Origin of the sequence: Amycolatopsis sp. NPDC059657, assembly GCF_042734395.1 — a bacterium.
Classification (GTDB): Bacteria; Actinomycetota; Actinomycetes; order Mycobacteriales; family Pseudonocardiaceae; genus Amycolatopsis.
Genome location: NZ_JBHWEB010000174.1, coordinates 1 through 14,728, shown reverse-complemented (window position 1 = coordinate 14,728; position 14,728 = coordinate 1). Strand labels below are relative to the sequence as shown.

Genomic DNA, 14,728 nt, shown 5'->3' with positions numbered 1-14,728 from the left:
GGGCGGTTAGAACCGCCCGCAACGCGCACGACCAAGGTTCCCCCACCTCTAGGGCTCGTGAGTGGTACGGCCGGTTCTAACCGGCGAAAACACTCACGACCCCAACGCTGGGGCGGGGTCCTCGGAGGCGGAGGGCGTGCGCCAGGTGTAGGTGCTGAGGCGGGCGCTTGCCAGTAGGACGAAGGCCGCCAGGACGATCGCGCCGATGACCAGCCAGGGCGTCGAGGGGCCGCCGTGGGTGGTCAGAGCCAGGCTCGCCGTCGGTGCCGCGATGACGCCGATGCTCACCCCGCCCGAGTAGAGGCTCATGTTCCGGTCCGCGATGTCCCGCCCCGACAGATCGCTCACGTAGCTCAGCAGGCTCGGGAAGACGATCATCTCGCCGATCGTCCACAGCACCGTCGCGCCCACGATGACAAAAGGCGAGGATGACAGGCCCATCGCGGCGAAACCCGTTCCGGCGGCCGCGTAGCCGATCAACAACGAACGGGAGTGCGACATCGAGTCCATCGCCTTGTTCAGGGGTACCTCGAACAGGATCACGATGCCCGCGTTGACCACGAAGACCACGCTCACCCAGTAGCTCGGCAGACCCAGCCCCTGGATGAGATACGCGCTGATCAGCACCGGCGGCAACGCGTACGCCAGGTGGATCGGCAGGGACAGCCCGAAGATCGTCCAGAACCGGGTTTCCTCGCGAACCGTGGACGCGATCATCCGGCGAGGGGACCGGGCGGCCGCCTCGGCCACACCGCCTCGGCGAGTGCCCGAGAGCAGGTAAGCCGTCGCGCCGAGGACGCAGGCCGCGTTGATCCAGAACAGGGAGACCGGGGCGAGAGCGAAGATCAGGCCGCCGAGTACCGGGCCGATGCCCATGCCGACGTTGATCGCCAGCCTGTTGCAGGCGAAGGCCACCTTGCGCTCCTCGGGTGAGGAGCGGTCGATGATCTGCGAATACGAGGCGGGCGTGTAGATCTCGAAGGTGAAGCCCCACGCGAACGTCGCGGCCGCCAGCACGCCGACGCCGTGCAGTGCCGGGACGAGCGCCAGCACCAGTGCGTGGAGCAGCAGCCCCGTGACCATCACGGTGCGGGCGGGGACGCGGCCGAGCAGCAAGCTCGCCGAAATGTCGGCGAGCAGTGCTCCCACGCCGAAGGTGCCGATAATGAGCCCGACGTCGACCGGGCGGTAGGCGCCGCCGATGAGCAGATATGCCGACAGGAACGGAAATGCCATCAGGCCGGCGCGGAACAGCAGCGTCACCGTGAAGAGGGTGCGCAGTTCGCGGTTGAGGCCGGCGACTGTGCGCAAGGTCGTGCCGATCACCGGGTGTCCCCTTCCTCGGCGACGGTGAACACCGCCTTGGTCCTGAAAGCGGCGAGTTCGGCCACCGCTTTTTGGAAAGCTACGGGGTCGGCGGCCGCTTTCGCACCGGGGCGGAAGAATTCCATGACGCCGTCACGGGTCAGATATGATGAAGCGGGGTGTGAGCGGTCGCCTGCCTTGGCGGTGACGTAGAGCGCCAGCTCCTCGTCGGTGAACTGCTCGACCTCGTTGACAGCGGTGATCGTGCCGACCGGCGCCTTGAGAAAGCGGATCGCGCCGATGCCCCGGGGTTCGCGGGGGATCTTCGGGAGTTCGTCCATGGTGTTCAGGTAGGACGCGTAGTGCAGGTCGTACGGGCTGAAGCCATAGACCCGGTCGATCAGGTCCATGATGCCGTCGCCGCCCGGTCTGGCGGCGACTTCCACGACGCTCAGCTCGGAGCCGTTCACCAAGATCTCGACATGTGCGATGCCGCGGGTGATCCCCAGCGCCTCGCAGGCCTTGACGCCCAGGTCGCGCACGGCGTCGTTGTCGCTCTCGCGGCTCGGGACCAGCTGGCCGATCTCGGTGAAATGCGGCGCGGGGAGCTTGGCCTTGTCGGTCACCGCGAGTACCGCGCGCTGGTCGCCGTAGTTGAGGACCTCGACCGAGATCTCGTGCGTCGACCGCACGAACTCTTCGGCTTGGAAGCGGCCGTCGCTGAAGTCGTACAGCGGGGCGATCGCGAGGAGTTCGTCGCGGCAATGGTCGTAGGCGGCGGGGAGGTCTTCGGAGGAATCCACCTTGATCGTGCCGGTGTTGCCCGCGAAGTCACGGGGCTTGAGCACCAGCGGGAAGGTCAATTCCTCGGAAACCTCTTGCAAGTCGGCAAGAGTGGAGAAGGTGCGGTGCCGCGCGGTCGGTACTCCGGCCTGTTCGAACGCGGCCTTCATCGTGTGCTTGTCCCGTGAGAGGCCCACGGCTTCTTCGGAAAGGCTTGACAGGCCGTAATACTGCGAGATGGCGACGGAAACGTGCACCGTCATCTCGATGATGGGCACCACCGCTTCGGGGCGGAGGCCGGTTTCGAGTTCATAGCGCCGGACCGCGGCCAGCGCGTCCTCGGCGTTGTAGTAGTCGGCGCGCAGCACGTCGTCGAAGAAGCGGTTCTGGCCGTCCGGCGACGGCGCCATGCCGAGTACCTGACCTGGATAACTGCGCAGTGCCGAGACGATCGCCCGTTCCCGCAGGAGTATGTCGGCGCCGAGCACCAGCAGGTATCGGTCGCTATTCGCGTTACGCTGATTGAACATGATGTTTCCTTTGCCGCAGATATGAATCCGTCATGATTTTGACGTGAATAGTGGCGTTCCGCCCGATGGTACGATTCTCGCATAGGCGGGGTATTGAGGAGAGGAAATGATGAATTCCCAGTTGCGGAAGATCAACGGTGTCGAATTCGCCGTGGCGGATCTGTCATTGGCCGAGTCGGGCAGGCACCAGATCCGGCTGGCCGAGCAGGAGATGCCGGGCCTGATGGCGACCCGCCGTGAATTCGGCGCGGCCAAGCCGCTCACAGGTGCGCGGATCGCCGGCTCGCTGCACATGACCGTGCAGACGGCGGTACTGATCGAGACCCTGGTCGAGCTGGGCGCGTCGGTGCGGTGGGTTTCCTGCAACATCTTCTCCACTCAGGACGAGGCCGCCGCGGCGGTCGTGGTGGGCCCGGACGGCACCCCGGACAAGCCCGAGGGCACGCCGGTGTTCGCCTGGAAGGGTGAAACGCTGGAGGAGTACTGGTGGTGCACCGACCAGCTGTTCCGCTTCGAGGGCGGGCAGGGGCCGACGGCGATCCTCGACGACGGCGGCGACGCGACCCTGCTCGTGCACAAGGGCGTCGAGTTCGAGGCGGCGGGCGTCGTGCCGTCGCCGGCCGAGGACGACCCCGAGGAGTACCGGCTCGTGCTGCGGACGCTCGCCGAGTCCATCGCCAAGGACGGGCAGCGGTTCACCCGGATGGCCAAGGAGATCCTCGGTGTCACCGAGGAGACGACCAACGGCGTGAAGCGGCTCTACAAGCTGGCCACCGACGGCGAGCTGCTGTTCGCGGGCATCAACGTGAACGACTCGGTGACGAAGTCGAAGTTCGACAACAAGTACGGCATCCGCCACTCGCTCATCGACGGTCTCAACCGCGGCACCGACGTGATGATCGCCGGCAAGCGCGCCGTGATCTGCGGTTACGGCGATGTCGGCAAGGGCGCCGCGGAGTCGCTGCGCGGGCAGGGCGCGCGGGTCGTGGTCACCGAGATCGACCCCATCTGCGCGCTGCAGGCGGCGATGGAGGGCCTGCAGGTCGTCGATCTGAACGACGTATTGGCCGACGGCGACATCTTCATCACCACCACCGGCAACTTCAACATCATCATGGCCGACCAGATGGCCAAGATGAAACACAACGCGATCGTCGCCAACGTCGGGCATTTCGACAACGAGATCGACATGGCCGGGCTGGCCAAGATTCCCGGCATCAAGAAGATCGAGATCAAGCCGCAGGTGCACGAATGGATATTCCCTTCCGGGGGTCCGGGGGCCGCCCCCCGGGATGGGCAGAGCCCCGACGGGCACTCGCTGATCGTGCTTTCCGAGGGCAGGCTGATGAACCTCGGCAACGCGACGGGGCACCCGAGCTTCGTCATGTCGAACTCGTTCACCAACCAGGTGATCGCCCAGCTGGAGCTGCACACCAAGCCGGGCGAGTACGGCAAAGAGGTCTACCGGCTTCCCAAGCACCTCGACGAGAAGGTCGCCAGGCTGCACCTGGACGCGCTCGGCGTGAAGCTGACCAAGCTGACCAAGGAGCAGGCCGACTACATCGGTGTCGACGTCGACGGCCCCTACAAGCTCGACCACTACCGCTACTGAGCGACCTTCCCCGGCGGCCACCAGCGGGCCGCCGGGGAAACCCCAGTCACTGCTACAGCGCACCGAACTCGGCCAGCAGCTCATGCAGCGTGGCGCCCGCGATGATCTTGTCGCGGATGACGTTCTCCCTGCCCAGCAGCTCGCGAGTGTCGTCGAGCACGGTCTGGGCGACACTGGGGGAGACGATGCCGAGCCCGTTCTCGTCGGCCACGATGATGTCGCCGGGCTCGATGACCTGCCCCTCGATCACCACGGGAACGTTGGTCTGCAACGGTTCCGTGCCGTCGTGCGTGATCGCCGGGCACCGCCGGGGCAGCGTTCCGTGGTACCAGACCGGGAAGTCCAGGTCCCGAACCTCGTCGACGTCGCGGACCATCCCGTCGATGACGGCCCCCGCGATCCCCGCCATCTGGGACAGCGTCGACATCAGCCCGCCCCACATCGCCAGCCTCGGTGACCGCTGGCAGGCCACCACGATGATGTCGCCGGGTTTCGCCGTGCCGAGCACCGGCAGGCAGTCGACCAGCTCGTCAGCCTGCAGCTGGACCGTCAGCGCCGGGCCTGCGATCTTGTGCTCCCGCTTGACCGGCCGCAGCCCGCCGATGACGCCGACACGCGCGGTCGAGTCGGCGACGAGACAGCTCGGGCTGTACTCGCGCGTCATCGCCACGAAAGCGTCGATGATCTCCTGGCGCGGCCTGACGAGTTCATTGTGGACGGTCTTCATCACTGTCCTTTTCGGTCGAAATTGCTGAGGATCTTCCCGAGACGGCCGATGCCCTCGTCGATCTTCTCCTCGGGCACCTTGCTGAAGGCCAGCCGGAGTTCGTGCGTGCCGCGGTCGCCCGGATAGAAGATCCCGCCGGGCACGAAGGTGATCCCCTCGGTCAGCGCCCGTTCGGCGAGCGTGAGCGTGTCGATGGTGTCCGGCACGGTCAGCCAGCTGAAGAACCCGCCTTCCGGCCTGGTGAACCGCACCCGGTCCGGCAGATAGGCGTCCAGCGCGCTCATCATCGCTTCGCGGCGGTGACGATAGAACGCGCGTGACGCGAGGATGCCCTCGTCGAACCCGCCGGAGCGCCCGTAATCCTCCAGCAGCAACTGCCCGAGCGCGCCGGTGCACTGGTCCGTGAACTGCTTCGCCCCGGCCAGCGCCGCGATGAGCGGGGCGGGCGCCGAGATCCAGCCCATCCTCAGGCCCGGCGAGAACGTCTTGGAGAACGTGCCGAGCTGCGCCACCACGTCCGGCCCCAGCGTCCGCAGGCTCGGCCGCCGGTCGCCGTCGTAACCGAGTTCGCGATAGGCGACGTCTTCGATGATCAGCAGGCCGTGCCGCCTGGCCAGCGCGATCAACGCGTGCCGCCGCTCGACCGACAGACTCACACCCATCGGGTTCTGGTAATCCGGGATGACGTAAAGGAACTTGACCTTCCCGGAAAGCGCCCGCTCCAGCGCGTCGACATCGAGCCCGCCGGAGTCCATCGGGACGGCTTCGATGACACCCATCGCGCTCTTGATGGCCATGATGGCGCCCATGAAGGTCGGGCCCTCCACGAGCACCCGGTCGCCGGGATCCAGCAGGCAGCCGGTCAGCAGCTTCAAGCCCTCCATACCGCCGCTGGTGATGATGAACTCGTCGTCGGCAGGCCGGAGCCCGTCGTGCTCGCCGAGCCAGCCGCTGAACCAGTCACGCAGCCCAGGCAATCCGGCGGTCGGCGCGTACTGCAGGGCGGCCGGATCGGCGACGACGCGGGAAAAGCTCTGTTCCAACGCGGCGCGCGGAAAGGTGTCGGGATGCGGGTAACCGCCCGAGAACGCGATGATCCGCTCGTCACCCGCCTGGCTGAGGATCGCGGTGATCTCGTTCCCCGCGCCGCTTCCGACGCTGCGGGCGAACAGGTGCTGCCACACGGGAAAGTCCTCTCAACGCGAACTGACGGCCGACGGCTGGTCGAGTGAGCGCAGCTCACCGCTGAAGAAGACGAGCGGATCACCGTCGCGATGCCACAGCCCGTCGATCTCGCCGATGTGCAGCGTGTGATCACCCGCGGGATAGGACGCGCGCACCGAGCAGGTCAGGTGCGCCAGCGCGCCGTCCAGCAGCGGCAGGTCGTCGCGCCACACGAAGTCGACGAGGTCGGGTTCGTGCGCCGCGCCCGCGAAATGCAGTGACAACGGCTTCTGCTCACCACTGAGCACCGAGATGCCGTACCGGCCGGTCTCCTCGATGCGCTTGTCCATTTTGGCCGACGTCGACACGGAGATGAGCACCAGCGGCGGGTCGAGCGACACCGACGTGAACGCGTTGGCCGTCATGCCATGGACCTCGCCGGTCTCGCCCCGCGCGGTCGTCACCACGGTGACGCCGCTGGCGAACCGGCCCAGCGTCGTGCGGATACTCGTGGCGTCCATGGTCACTCCCGCACGAGTTTGAGATCATCGGCGTTGATCAGGTCCGGCCTGGTCCAGCCGTCGATGTCGTACTCCGACATGCACTGGTCCGCGAAGCCCTTGAGCGGCTCGGCCTGCCCGGTCTGCTGGTACGCGATCAGGGTGTGCAGGCGGATCGTCTCGTGGTCGCCCGCGTAGTTGCGCTCGTAAAGCTCATGCCTGCCACCGAATTCGGTGCCGACCGCGTCCCACAGCAGCTTGAGCAGCTTGACCCGGTCGATCGCCTGTATCCCGCCGGAGCCGCGGACGTACTTGTCGAGGTACGGCCGGATTTCGGGGTTCTTCCAGTCACTCGCGTGCGAGTTGAGGTAGATGAGCCCGCTGCCGAGCGTCTGCTGCAGTATCTCCTTGATCCGCGGGTAGCCGATGCCCATGAACGTCCGGTAGGCCAGCCCGTAGTTGAGGTTCGGCTGGACGGCGTCGCCGATCCAGGCGTTCGGCGACTTCGCCATCGCGTCGGACAGGCCCCAGAACAGGTCACGCCAGTTCAGGATCTCGCCGATCTGTGCCTGGACACCGCGGAAGCCCGAGGTGCCGGTCATCTCGACGGCCTTCATCGCGCAACCCGCGATGAAGTCGAGCTTGACCGCGAGCCGGGTGCAGCCGTGGAAGGTGAAACGCTCCAGGAAACCCGAGCCGCTGGTGAAGCCGCTGGCTTCCTCGGCGTCGTACATGAAGACGTTCTCCCAAGGCACCAGCACCTTGTCGAGCACCATGATGGCGTCGTTCTCGTCGAACCGGCTCGACAGCGGATAGTCGAACGGGCTGCCCATCGCGGCCGCGGCCATCTCGTACGAGGTGCGGCAGAACAACTTCATGCCGGGCGAGTTCATCGGCACGGTGAACACCAGGCCGAACTTCTTGTCCTTGACCGGAAGCCCGTGGTGCGCGACGAAGTTCGAGTTGGTCAGCGCCGAGCCGGTCGCGACCACCTTCGCGCCGGAGACGATGAGCCCGGAGTCGGTCTCCTTCTCGACGTGGACGCACACGTCCGCGACCTGGTCGGCGGGCTTGGCGCGGTCGATCGGCGGGTGCACGAGCGCGTGGTTGAAGTACAGCACCCGTTCCTGCGCCTCCTTGTACCAGCGCAGCGCGTTCGGCTCGTATTCACCGTAGAAGCCCGAGTTCGCGCCGAGTGTGCCGAGCAGGCACGCCTTGTAGTCCGGGGTGCGGCCCATCCAGCCGTACACCTGCCGCTGCCACGCCGCGATCGCGTCCCTGGCGGTGACCAGGTCCTCCGACGAACGCGCGGTCTTGAAGAAGGGATGGGTGAAGCCGCCGTTGCCGGTGTCGGTCGGCACCCGTAGCACCCCTTCGGCTTCCGGCTCGTGCATCGCGTCGTAGAGCCGGGCGATCGAGCGGGCGCTGTTGCGGAAGCCGGGGTGGGTGGTGACGTCCTTGACCCGCTCGCCGAAGAGGTGGACTTCGCGGTCGTCGCGCAGCGACTCGAGGTACTCGTCCCCGGTCATCGGCCGGATGGCGTTCGTGGTCATGCTTCGCTCCAGTCAGGCGGCGTTCTGCAGTGCGTGGGGTTCCTGGGTGACGGCGCCCGCGATGTCGTAGGCGCGATCGACGAGCGAGGGCAGGCCGAAGGTGAAGAACAGGCTGCCCGAAGCGAGGTCGCCGAGCGCGTACAGCCGCGAATCCGCGACGCCGTTCACGGTCAGGCTGCTGGTCGCCCGCTCCACGTGGACGCCGCCGCGCGGGTGCTGCTCGGCGAGCCCGGCGTCGCGCAGTGAGCTGATCAGGGGCTCCGCCTTCGCCGGGATCTTGTCGGCGGGCACGTTGACCGCGTTGATCACGTAGTCGACGTGGAGCGGTCCGCCCGCGGTGGTGATGGCGAATCCGCCGCCGGCGTCGGCCTCGACGTCCTGCAGGCCGGCGCCGACTTCGAGCTGCCCGGCGTCGATGAGGCCGAGCAGCTTGCTGCCGGTCGTGGGCGGCATGGGGCAGCACACGCTCATCACCGCGCGATAGTGCTCGCGGATGAGCTTGTTCTTGTCCCGCTCGGTCAGCACCGGCCAGACGTCCGGTCCGGTCACGGGCACCACACGCTGCAGGATGCGCAAGCCCAGGCTCGACGAGTCGACCTCCGCCAGATGCCGCCGCAGCAGTGCCACCGGATCCTCGTGCTCCTGCCGCAGGATCTCGCCGACCACGGCGTCGAGGTCTTCGCCCGCCGCGGCGAACTCGGCCCGCATCACCGCGATGACGTCGTCCATCCCGATCCGCTCGCCGCGCGCGGCGATGGCGCGGAACGTCTCGGGGGTGAAGTGCTTGAGGTCGTAGGAGAACGGGCGCTGGCGGACCATGGGCAGCACGCCGCTGCGTGACAGCAGGCGGATGCGGCCGCGGTGCGAGCGCTGGGCCAGTCCGAGCACGACGTCGATGCCGGTCAGGCCGCTGCCGATCACGGCGACCTCGGCGCCGGTCGGAATGCTCGCCAGCGTCCGGCTGAGCGGATAGGGCTCCGGCACGAATCCGGGCGCGTCGCCCAGTCCGTAGATGTCGGTCGGTTTGCCGCGCCCGACGCAGAGCACCGTATGGTCGGCCTGGAACTCGTTGCCGAACTCGGTCTCCAGCACCAGGCCGTCGTCCAGCCGCGAGGCGGAGAGCACGGATTCCCTGACCACGTGGATCCGCCAGCCCTGCTGGCGCAGCTTGGCGAGGATCGCCATCGCGGACTCGGCGAGGTAGTCGCCGAACAGCCCGCGCGGCACGAACCGGATGCCACAGAAGGGATCCAGGTAGTCCTGGCCGCCGCCCCTGTCCGCCAGCCACTCGCGGAACACGGTGGTGTCACCGAACCGCAGCGACATCCCCTCCGGCGGGATGTTGACCCGCACGGTCTCCAGGTCCAGCTGGAACGCCCGGCCCCGCCACAGCTGGCACGAGGTCTCGAACACCGTGATGCCGCCCGGCTCCCCGCCCGACTCGGCCAGCGCGTCGAACAGGCAGACGGCGGAGACTCCACCACCGACGACGGCGATCTGGCGGCCGTGGCCGGTGGTGGACGTGCCGGTTGCCCGTGGGTATCTCATCGACTCTCTCATCGTCTCCGGCGAAATGCCGCCATTGTCGAATAAAAAGAAATACCTTGACGCCGGAAATCCGGCGAAAGTGCCTTGTCCGGGCGAACCCCCGATTGTTCTCCCTGCAACGACGGTACCGTGCCCGCGCGGCCGCTCGACAGGCCGTCGTTCCCGGACAGCAGATTTGAAGAGATCAGTTGGAAAGTCCTAAAGGCTGCCTTAAGGCGGCTTGACCTGATCTGAGCAGCCCGCGTTTACTGTGCTCGTTCTGCTCTGCTCGAATTCGGAGAATCCCCGCATGAGCATTGATGACGTGTATCGAATATCCCATCTCATCGGAGGCCATTCGGTCGAGTCCGCCGGTGGCGAGACCTTCGAGACCAGGGACCCGCACGACGGCTCCCTGCTGGGCACCGTGGCCCGTGGCGCTCCGGCCGACGCCGAGCGCGCGATCGCCGCCGCACGTGCCGCCTTCGACGAAGGCCCGTGGCCGCGGATGTCACCGAAGGAGCGGCACAAGATCCTGCACGCGGTCGCCGACGCGGTCGAGGCGAACCTCGAAGAACTGGCGCTGCTGGAGACCCGCGACAGCGGCAAGATCATCACCCAGGCACGGCACGCCGACATCCCCAGGACCGCGCACAATCTCCGCTTCTTCGCCGACTACGCGGCGATGGCGGGCAATGAGGCCTACCCCGACGGCGACCTGCTGTCCTACACGCTTTATCCGCCTGCCGGGGTCGTGACGGCCATCAGCCCGTGGAACGCCCCGCTCATGCTCGCCAGCTGGAAGCTCGCGCCGGCACTGGCCTTCGGGAACACCGCGATCCTCAAGCCCGCGCCGCAAACCCCGCTGACCGCGGCGCGTTTCGGCGAGCTGGCTTTGGAAGCGGGCCTGCCCGAGGGCGTGCTGAACATCGTGCACGGCTTCGGCGGCGACGAGGTCGCGGGCCCGCTCACCACCGACCCCAGGATCGACCGGATCACCTTCACCGGCTCCACCGCGACCGGTGTGCGGATCCTGCAGGCGGCCGCGCCGAACCTGACCCCCGTCTCGGCCGAACTCGGCGGCAAGTCGGCCAACATCGTGTTCGACGACGCCGACCTGGACGTCGCGGTGCCCGAGTCGATCAGGGGGATCTTCGCGGGCAACGGGCAGATGTGCTTCGCGGGCTCCCGGTTGCTGGTACAGCGCGGCATCCTTCCCGAGTTCCTCGAGCGCTTCACCGAAGCGGCCGGGAAGATCGTCGTCGGTGACCCGAAAGATCCCGCCACGACGCTGGGTCCGCTGATCGAGCAACGCCATCTCGACAAGGTCCACGGTTACGTCGAACTCGCCCAGCGCGAAGGCGGCTCGGTACTGACCGGTGGCGCGCGGCTCAAGGACGCTGCTCTCGCCGATGGGTTCTACTACCCGCCGACGGTGGTTTCGGGGCTGGGCAACGAATCCCGGACCGCGCAGGAGGAGATCTTCGGCCCGGTCGAGACGGTCATCCCGTTCGACACCGAAGAAGAGGCGCTGCGGCTCGCGAACGCGAACCCGTACGGCCTGTCGGGGCTGCTGTTCACCACCGATCTCGACCGTGCGCATCGGATGGTCGCCCGCTGGAAGGCGGGCACCGTCTGGGTCAACTGCTATCTCGTCCGCGACCTGCGGCTGCCGTTCGGCGGCGAAGGCGTCAGCGGCCTCGGCCGTGAAGGCGGGCGGTTCTCGCGCGAGTTCTTCACCGAACCGCGCGCCGTCACCTTGCGTCTCCGCCCTGCGGCCTAGGAAGGGAAGTCATGGAACAACTCGAGGTCGTCCGCGGCTATCGGCTCACGGGCGGTTCGGTCGCGTCGCGGCGCAAGCTGGGGCTGACCGAACCGGCCTTCGGGACGCTGTCCGCGGACGCGTTCCACTCCGAAGGATTCCCGGTCTCCGCCGGATTCGCCAAGCCGGTGGCTGACGCGGTGATCGCCTTCGTGCTCGGTTCGAAGCTGGCAGGTCCGGGAGCGACCGTGGTGGACGCTCTGCGTGCCGTGGATTTCGTGGTGCCCGCACTGGAGATCACCGATTCCGGCTCCGCGAGTGCCGTGGTGCTCGGCGCCACTCCGGCGCAACTGTCCACTGTGGATCTACGGCTCGCCGGGTGCGTGCTCTATCACCGGGGCGCGGTCGCCGCGACCGGCGCGGGCGGCGTCGTGCTCGGGTCGCCGCTGAACGCGCTGGTCTGGCTCGCGAACCAGGGAATCACGCTCGAGCCGGGTCAGGTCGTGCTCTCCGGCGCGCTCACCCCGCCGGTCGAGGTGGAGCCGGGCGACAGCGTGTCGGCGAGCATCGCAGGCCTCGGCAGCGTTACCGCGACCCTTTCGGGAGAGCAGCCATGAGCCTCGAAATCCGTTCGGGCGATTTGAAACGCGCCGCCGAAGTCATGCTGGCCGCGGAGGCCGACGTGACCGCGCGCGGCCCGATCACCGCGCAGTGGCCCGATCTCGACCTCGACACCGCGTACGCCGTGCAATACGAAGCACTAAGGCAGCGGCAGCGGCGCGGGGAGACGCTGATCGGCGTGAAGCTCGGGCTCACCTCGCGCGCCAAGCAGATCCGGATGGGCATCGACTCGCCGTCGCTGGCGTGGCTGACGGACGCCATGGTGCTGCCCGCCGGCGAGCCGTTGCCGCGCGAGCGTCTCATCCACCCGCGTGCCGAACCGGAGATCGTGTTCGTCATGGGGGAGCGGCTCGCCGGTCCCGGCGTGACGGCGTCGACGGCGCTCAAGGCCGTTGACCGTGTCTACGGCGGGGTCGAGATCATCGACAGCCGGTTCCAGGACTTCAAGTTCACACTGGCCGACGCGGTCGCCGACAACAGCTCGTCCGGCCTGTTCGTGCAGGGCCCGGTCGGCAGGCGTGCACTCGACCTGGACCTGTCGCACGAGGCCTGCCTGCTCGAAGTCGACGGCGAGGTCGTCGACTCCGCCACCGGCGCCGCCGTGCAGGGTCACCCCGCGGAGGCGCTCGCGCTGGCGGCCAACCACTTGGGCGCGCGCGGCCTGGCCATCGAGGCGGGCTGGATCGTGCTGACCGGCGGGATGACCGACGCGGTCCACGTCCAGCCGGGCGCCCGCGTCGCCGCGCACTTCTCGAACCTCGGCAGCATCACGATCCCCGGAGGCGAGTAATGCCCTTGATCGACGTGAGCATCGGCAGTGGCCGCACCCCGGAGCAGATCCGGCGGCTGATCACCGAGCTGACCGAAGCGACCCACCAAGCCATCGGCGCACCGCTGGCGAACATCCGCGTCATCGTCAGGGAAGTCGACCCGAACCTGTGGGCGGCGGGCGGCGTGACCATCGCGGAGCGGCAAGCGTCCACTGAAGGAGCCGAGACATGACCCAGTACGACATACGCCACGAGATAGCGCACCTCGCGCGGGTGGAGATCCACACCCCCGACCCCGACGGCACGCTGTGGTTCTTCAAGGACCTGCTCGGCATGTACGAGACCAGGCGCGAGGGCCAGTCGGTCTACCTGCGTGGCTACGAGGACCCGTACCAGTGGAGCCTCAAGGTCACCGAGGGCCCGGTCGCGAAAATGGACCACGTGGCGATGCGCACCTCGTCCCCGGAGGCGCTGGAGCGCCGCGCGAAGTCGCTCAAGGACGGCAACCTCGAGGGCAGGTGGTCGGACGGCGAGTTCGGCTACGGCAAGACCTACGAGTTCGCCACCCCGGACGGCCACGACGTGCGCCTGGTGTGGGAGGCCGAGAAGTACCGCGCCCCCGACGAGCTGAAGAGCAAGATCCTGACCAGGGCCTCGAAGAAGCCGTTGCAGGGCATCCCCGTCAAGCGCATCGACCACCTCAACCTGCTGGCCAGCGACGTCACCCCGGTCAAGCAGTCCTTCGAGCGCCACCTCGGCATGCAGACCCGAGAGCGTCTTGTCGACGGCGACGTAGAGGCGGGAGCGTGGCTCAGCAGCAACCTCCTCGGCCACGAGGTCGCGATCATGCGCGACGCGCTCGGCGCCCGCGGCCGCCTGCACCACATCGCGTTCTACTACGGCAACCCGCAGCACAACGTCGACGCGGCCGAGATGTTCCGTGAGTACGACATCGTCATCGAGGCGGGCCCGGACCGGCACGGCCTCAGCCAGGGCGCGTTCCTGTATGTCTTCGAACCCGGCGGCAACCGGGTCGAGTTGTTCGGGGACTGCGGTTTCCTCGAGCTGGAGCCGGATTTCGAGACCAAGACGTGGACGATGGACAACATCGACGTGGTGACCGCCATCGGCGGGACGACGCTGCCCCAGGAGACCTACTTCACCTACGGCACCCCGCCTCTTTCCTCACCCGAGGAGGCCGCCGCCTGACCCCGCTCCGGTCCACGTGAACGCCACTTTCACAACGTTGAGCGTTGCGGAAGTGGCGTTCACGCGATCGCGGTTCGGCCGCCGAGGTCGCGGTGGAGGCGTCGCTCGTGGAGTTCGGCGGCCCCGCGGCCGCGGTCCACCTGGGTGCGTCCGGTGTCGGTCCAGCCATTGCGCTCGTAGAAGCGCAGCGCGCTTTCGTTCGTGTCGAGGACCCACAGGCCCGCGTGGGTGAAGCCGCGGGATCGGAGCCGGTCGAGCGCGACAGCGAGCAACTGGGTGCCGATGCCGCGCCGCCAGACGTCCGGATCGAGGTAAAGCGCGTAGAGATCGCCGAGCGTGGGGTCTTCGCGGTCGGCGGGCACGAGCGGGGGACCGGTCGCGGCGAACCCGACGATGGCGCCCGCGCTCGTCGCGACCACCTGGTCGGTGTGCGGCGGACGGGTGGTGATGACGTCCGACCAGAACCGTTCCCGGTCGGCGACGGACAGTCCCGCGAGTACCTCGTCGGGGATCAGGCCCTGGTAGGCGGCGCGCCACGACCGCACCAGCAGGTCGGCGATGCCGTGCGCGTCGGCGGGCGTGGCGTCTCTGAACTCGACCATGGTGCCGATGCTTCCATAGGCGGTGAAGGGGTCGTGAGCGTTGCGGCGGTTAGAACCGCCCGC

At 67.7% G+C, this 14,728-nt stretch carries 14 protein-coding genes; 6 read left to right on the top strand and 8 right to left on the bottom strand.

Annotation, left to right across the window (positions count from 1 at the left end):
* Window positions 1-93: 93 nt before the first annotated feature.
* Together ACFV15_RS44945 and ACFV15_RS44940 are read right to left on the bottom strand one after the other, a co-directional pair.
* The gene (locus tag ACFV15_RS44945) at window positions 94-1,326 is read right to left on the bottom strand and encodes an MFS transporter (protein WP_378359203.1); all 1,233 of its coding nucleotides are present in this window, start codon (window positions 1,324-1,326) and stop codon (window positions 94-96) included.
* Window positions 1,323-2,618 (bottom strand): acetyl-CoA carboxylase biotin carboxylase subunit family protein, encoded by a 1,296-nt coding sequence (locus ACFV15_RS44940; RefSeq protein WP_378359202.1) that lies wholly within the window; start codon window positions 2,616-2,618, stop codon window positions 1,323-1,325. The genes ACFV15_RS44945 and ACFV15_RS44940 overlap by 4 nt, the downstream gene beginning before the upstream one ends.
* Before the next feature lie 109 nt (window positions 2,619-2,727).
* Between ACFV15_RS44940 and ahcY the strand changes: the two genes are divergently transcribed.
* Entirely contained in the window at window positions 2,728-4,230 is a 1,503-nt protein-coding gene (gene ahcY / locus ACFV15_RS44935; protein ID WP_378359205.1) for an adenosylhomocysteinase, read from the top strand.
* Window positions 4,231-4,282: 52 nt separating this feature from the next.
* Here ahcY and ACFV15_RS44930 read toward each other — a convergent pair whose 3' ends face one another.
* Genes ACFV15_RS44930 through ACFV15_RS44910 form a run of 5 tightly spaced genes read right to left on the bottom strand, consistent with a single transcriptional unit; the run spans window position 4,283 to window position 9,722 of the window.
* The gene (locus ACFV15_RS44930; protein WP_378359201.1) at window positions 4,283-4,957 is read right to left on the bottom strand and encodes an RraA family protein; all 675 of its coding nucleotides are present in this window, start codon (window positions 4,955-4,957) and stop codon (window positions 4,283-4,285) included.
* Complete coding sequence (locus tag ACFV15_RS44925; RefSeq protein WP_378359199.1) at window positions 4,957-6,141, bottom strand: PLP-dependent aminotransferase family protein; 1,185 nt, start codon at window positions 6,139-6,141, stop codon at window positions 4,957-4,959. Before ACFV15_RS44925 ends, ACFV15_RS44930 begins: the two co-directional genes overlap by 1 nt.
* 12 nt (window positions 6,142-6,153) lie before the next feature.
* A complete protein-coding gene (locus ACFV15_RS44920) occupies window positions 6,154-6,642 on the bottom strand; it encodes a flavin reductase family protein (protein WP_378359197.1) in 489 nt (162 codons plus the stop codon).
* 2 nt (window positions 6,643-6,644) lie between these two features.
* Window positions 6,645-8,174, bottom strand: coding sequence for a 4-hydroxyphenylacetate 3-hydroxylase N-terminal domain-containing protein (locus ACFV15_RS44915; RefSeq protein ID WP_378359195.1), 1,530 nt, complete (start codon window positions 8,172-8,174; stop codon window positions 6,645-6,647).
* A gap of 12 nt (window positions 8,175-8,186) precedes the next feature.
* Window positions 8,187-9,722 (bottom strand): FAD/NAD(P)-binding protein, encoded by a 1,536-nt coding sequence (locus ACFV15_RS44910; RefSeq protein WP_378359193.1) that lies wholly within the window; start codon window positions 9,720-9,722, stop codon window positions 8,187-8,189.
* Between the two features lie 289 nt (window positions 9,723-10,011).
* On the opposite strand from ACFV15_RS44910, the gene ACFV15_RS44905 reads away from it, so the two are divergent.
* Genes ACFV15_RS44905 through ACFV15_RS44885 form a run of 5 tightly spaced genes read left to right on the top strand, consistent with a single transcriptional unit; the run spans window position 10,012 to window position 14,063 of the window.
* Entirely contained in the window at window positions 10,012-11,484 is a 1,473-nt protein-coding gene (locus ACFV15_RS44905) for an aldehyde dehydrogenase (RefSeq protein WP_378359192.1), read from the top strand.
* Window positions 11,485-11,495: 11 nt separating this feature from the next.
* A complete protein-coding gene (locus tag ACFV15_RS44900) occupies window positions 11,496-12,080 on the top strand; it encodes a 2-keto-4-pentenoate hydratase (protein ID WP_378359190.1) in 585 nt (194 codons plus the stop codon).
* A 44-nt stretch (window positions 12,081-12,124) separates the two neighbouring features.
* Window positions 12,125-12,874, top strand: coding sequence for a 2-keto-4-pentenoate hydratase (locus tag ACFV15_RS44895; protein WP_378359204.1), 750 nt, complete (start codon window positions 12,125-12,127; stop codon window positions 12,872-12,874).
* The gene (locus ACFV15_RS44890; protein ID WP_378359189.1) at window positions 12,874-13,086 is read left to right on the top strand and encodes a 4-oxalocrotonate tautomerase family protein; all 213 of its coding nucleotides are present in this window, start codon (window positions 12,874-12,876) and stop codon (window positions 13,084-13,086) included. Before ACFV15_RS44895 ends, ACFV15_RS44890 begins: the two co-directional genes overlap by 1 nt.
* Window positions 13,083-14,063: a VOC family protein gene (locus ACFV15_RS44885; RefSeq protein WP_378359188.1), complete on the top strand. Its 981-nt coding sequence runs from the start codon at window positions 13,083-13,085 to the stop codon at window positions 14,061-14,063. The genes ACFV15_RS44890 and ACFV15_RS44885 overlap by 4 nt, the downstream gene beginning before the upstream one ends.
* Window positions 14,064-14,122: 59 nt before the next feature.
* Here the strand turns inward: ACFV15_RS44885 and ACFV15_RS44880 are convergent.
* Window positions 14,123-14,728: GNAT family N-acetyltransferase (locus tag ACFV15_RS44880; RefSeq protein ID WP_378359186.1), on the bottom strand; the 606-nt coding region annotated here is incomplete at its 5' end.

Bases quoted from the DNA above. Each gene is read 5' to 3' on its own strand.
- ACFV15_RS44940 (WP_378359202.1), bottom strand. From the start codon at position 2,618: ATGTTCAATCAGCGTAACGCGAATAGCGACCGATACCTGCTGGTGCTC.
- ahcY (WP_378359205.1), top strand. From the start codon at position 2,728: ATGAATTCCCAGTTGCGGAAGATCAACGGTGTCGAATTCGCCGTGGCG.
- ACFV15_RS44930 (WP_378359201.1), bottom strand. From the start codon at position 4,957: ATGAAGACCGTCCACAATGAACTCGTCAGGCCGCGCCAGGAGATCATC.
- ACFV15_RS44920 (WP_378359197.1), bottom strand. From the start codon at position 6,642: ATGGACGCCACGAGTATCCGCACGACGCTGGGCCGGTTCGCCAGCGGC.
- ACFV15_RS44915 (WP_378359195.1), bottom strand. From the start codon at position 8,174: ATGACCACGAACGCCATCCGGCCGATGACCGGGGACGAGTACCTCGAG.
- ACFV15_RS44910 (WP_378359193.1), bottom strand. From the start codon at position 9,722: ATGAGATACCCACGGGCAACCGGCACGTCCACCACCGGCCACGGCCGC.
- ACFV15_RS44905 (WP_378359192.1), top strand. From the start codon at position 10,012: ATGAGCATTGATGACGTGTATCGAATATCCCATCTCATCGGAGGCCAT.
- ACFV15_RS44900 (WP_378359190.1), top strand. From the start codon at position 11,496: ATGGAACAACTCGAGGTCGTCCGCGGCTATCGGCTCACGGGCGGTTCG.
- ACFV15_RS44895 (WP_378359204.1), top strand. From the start codon at position 12,125: ATGCTGGCCGCGGAGGCCGACGTGACCGCGCGCGGCCCGATCACCGCG.
- ACFV15_RS44890 (WP_378359189.1), top strand. From the start codon at position 12,874: ATGCCCTTGATCGACGTGAGCATCGGCAGTGGCCGCACCCCGGAGCAG.
- ACFV15_RS44885 (WP_378359188.1), top strand. From the start codon at position 13,083: ATGACCCAGTACGACATACGCCACGAGATAGCGCACCTCGCGCGGGTG.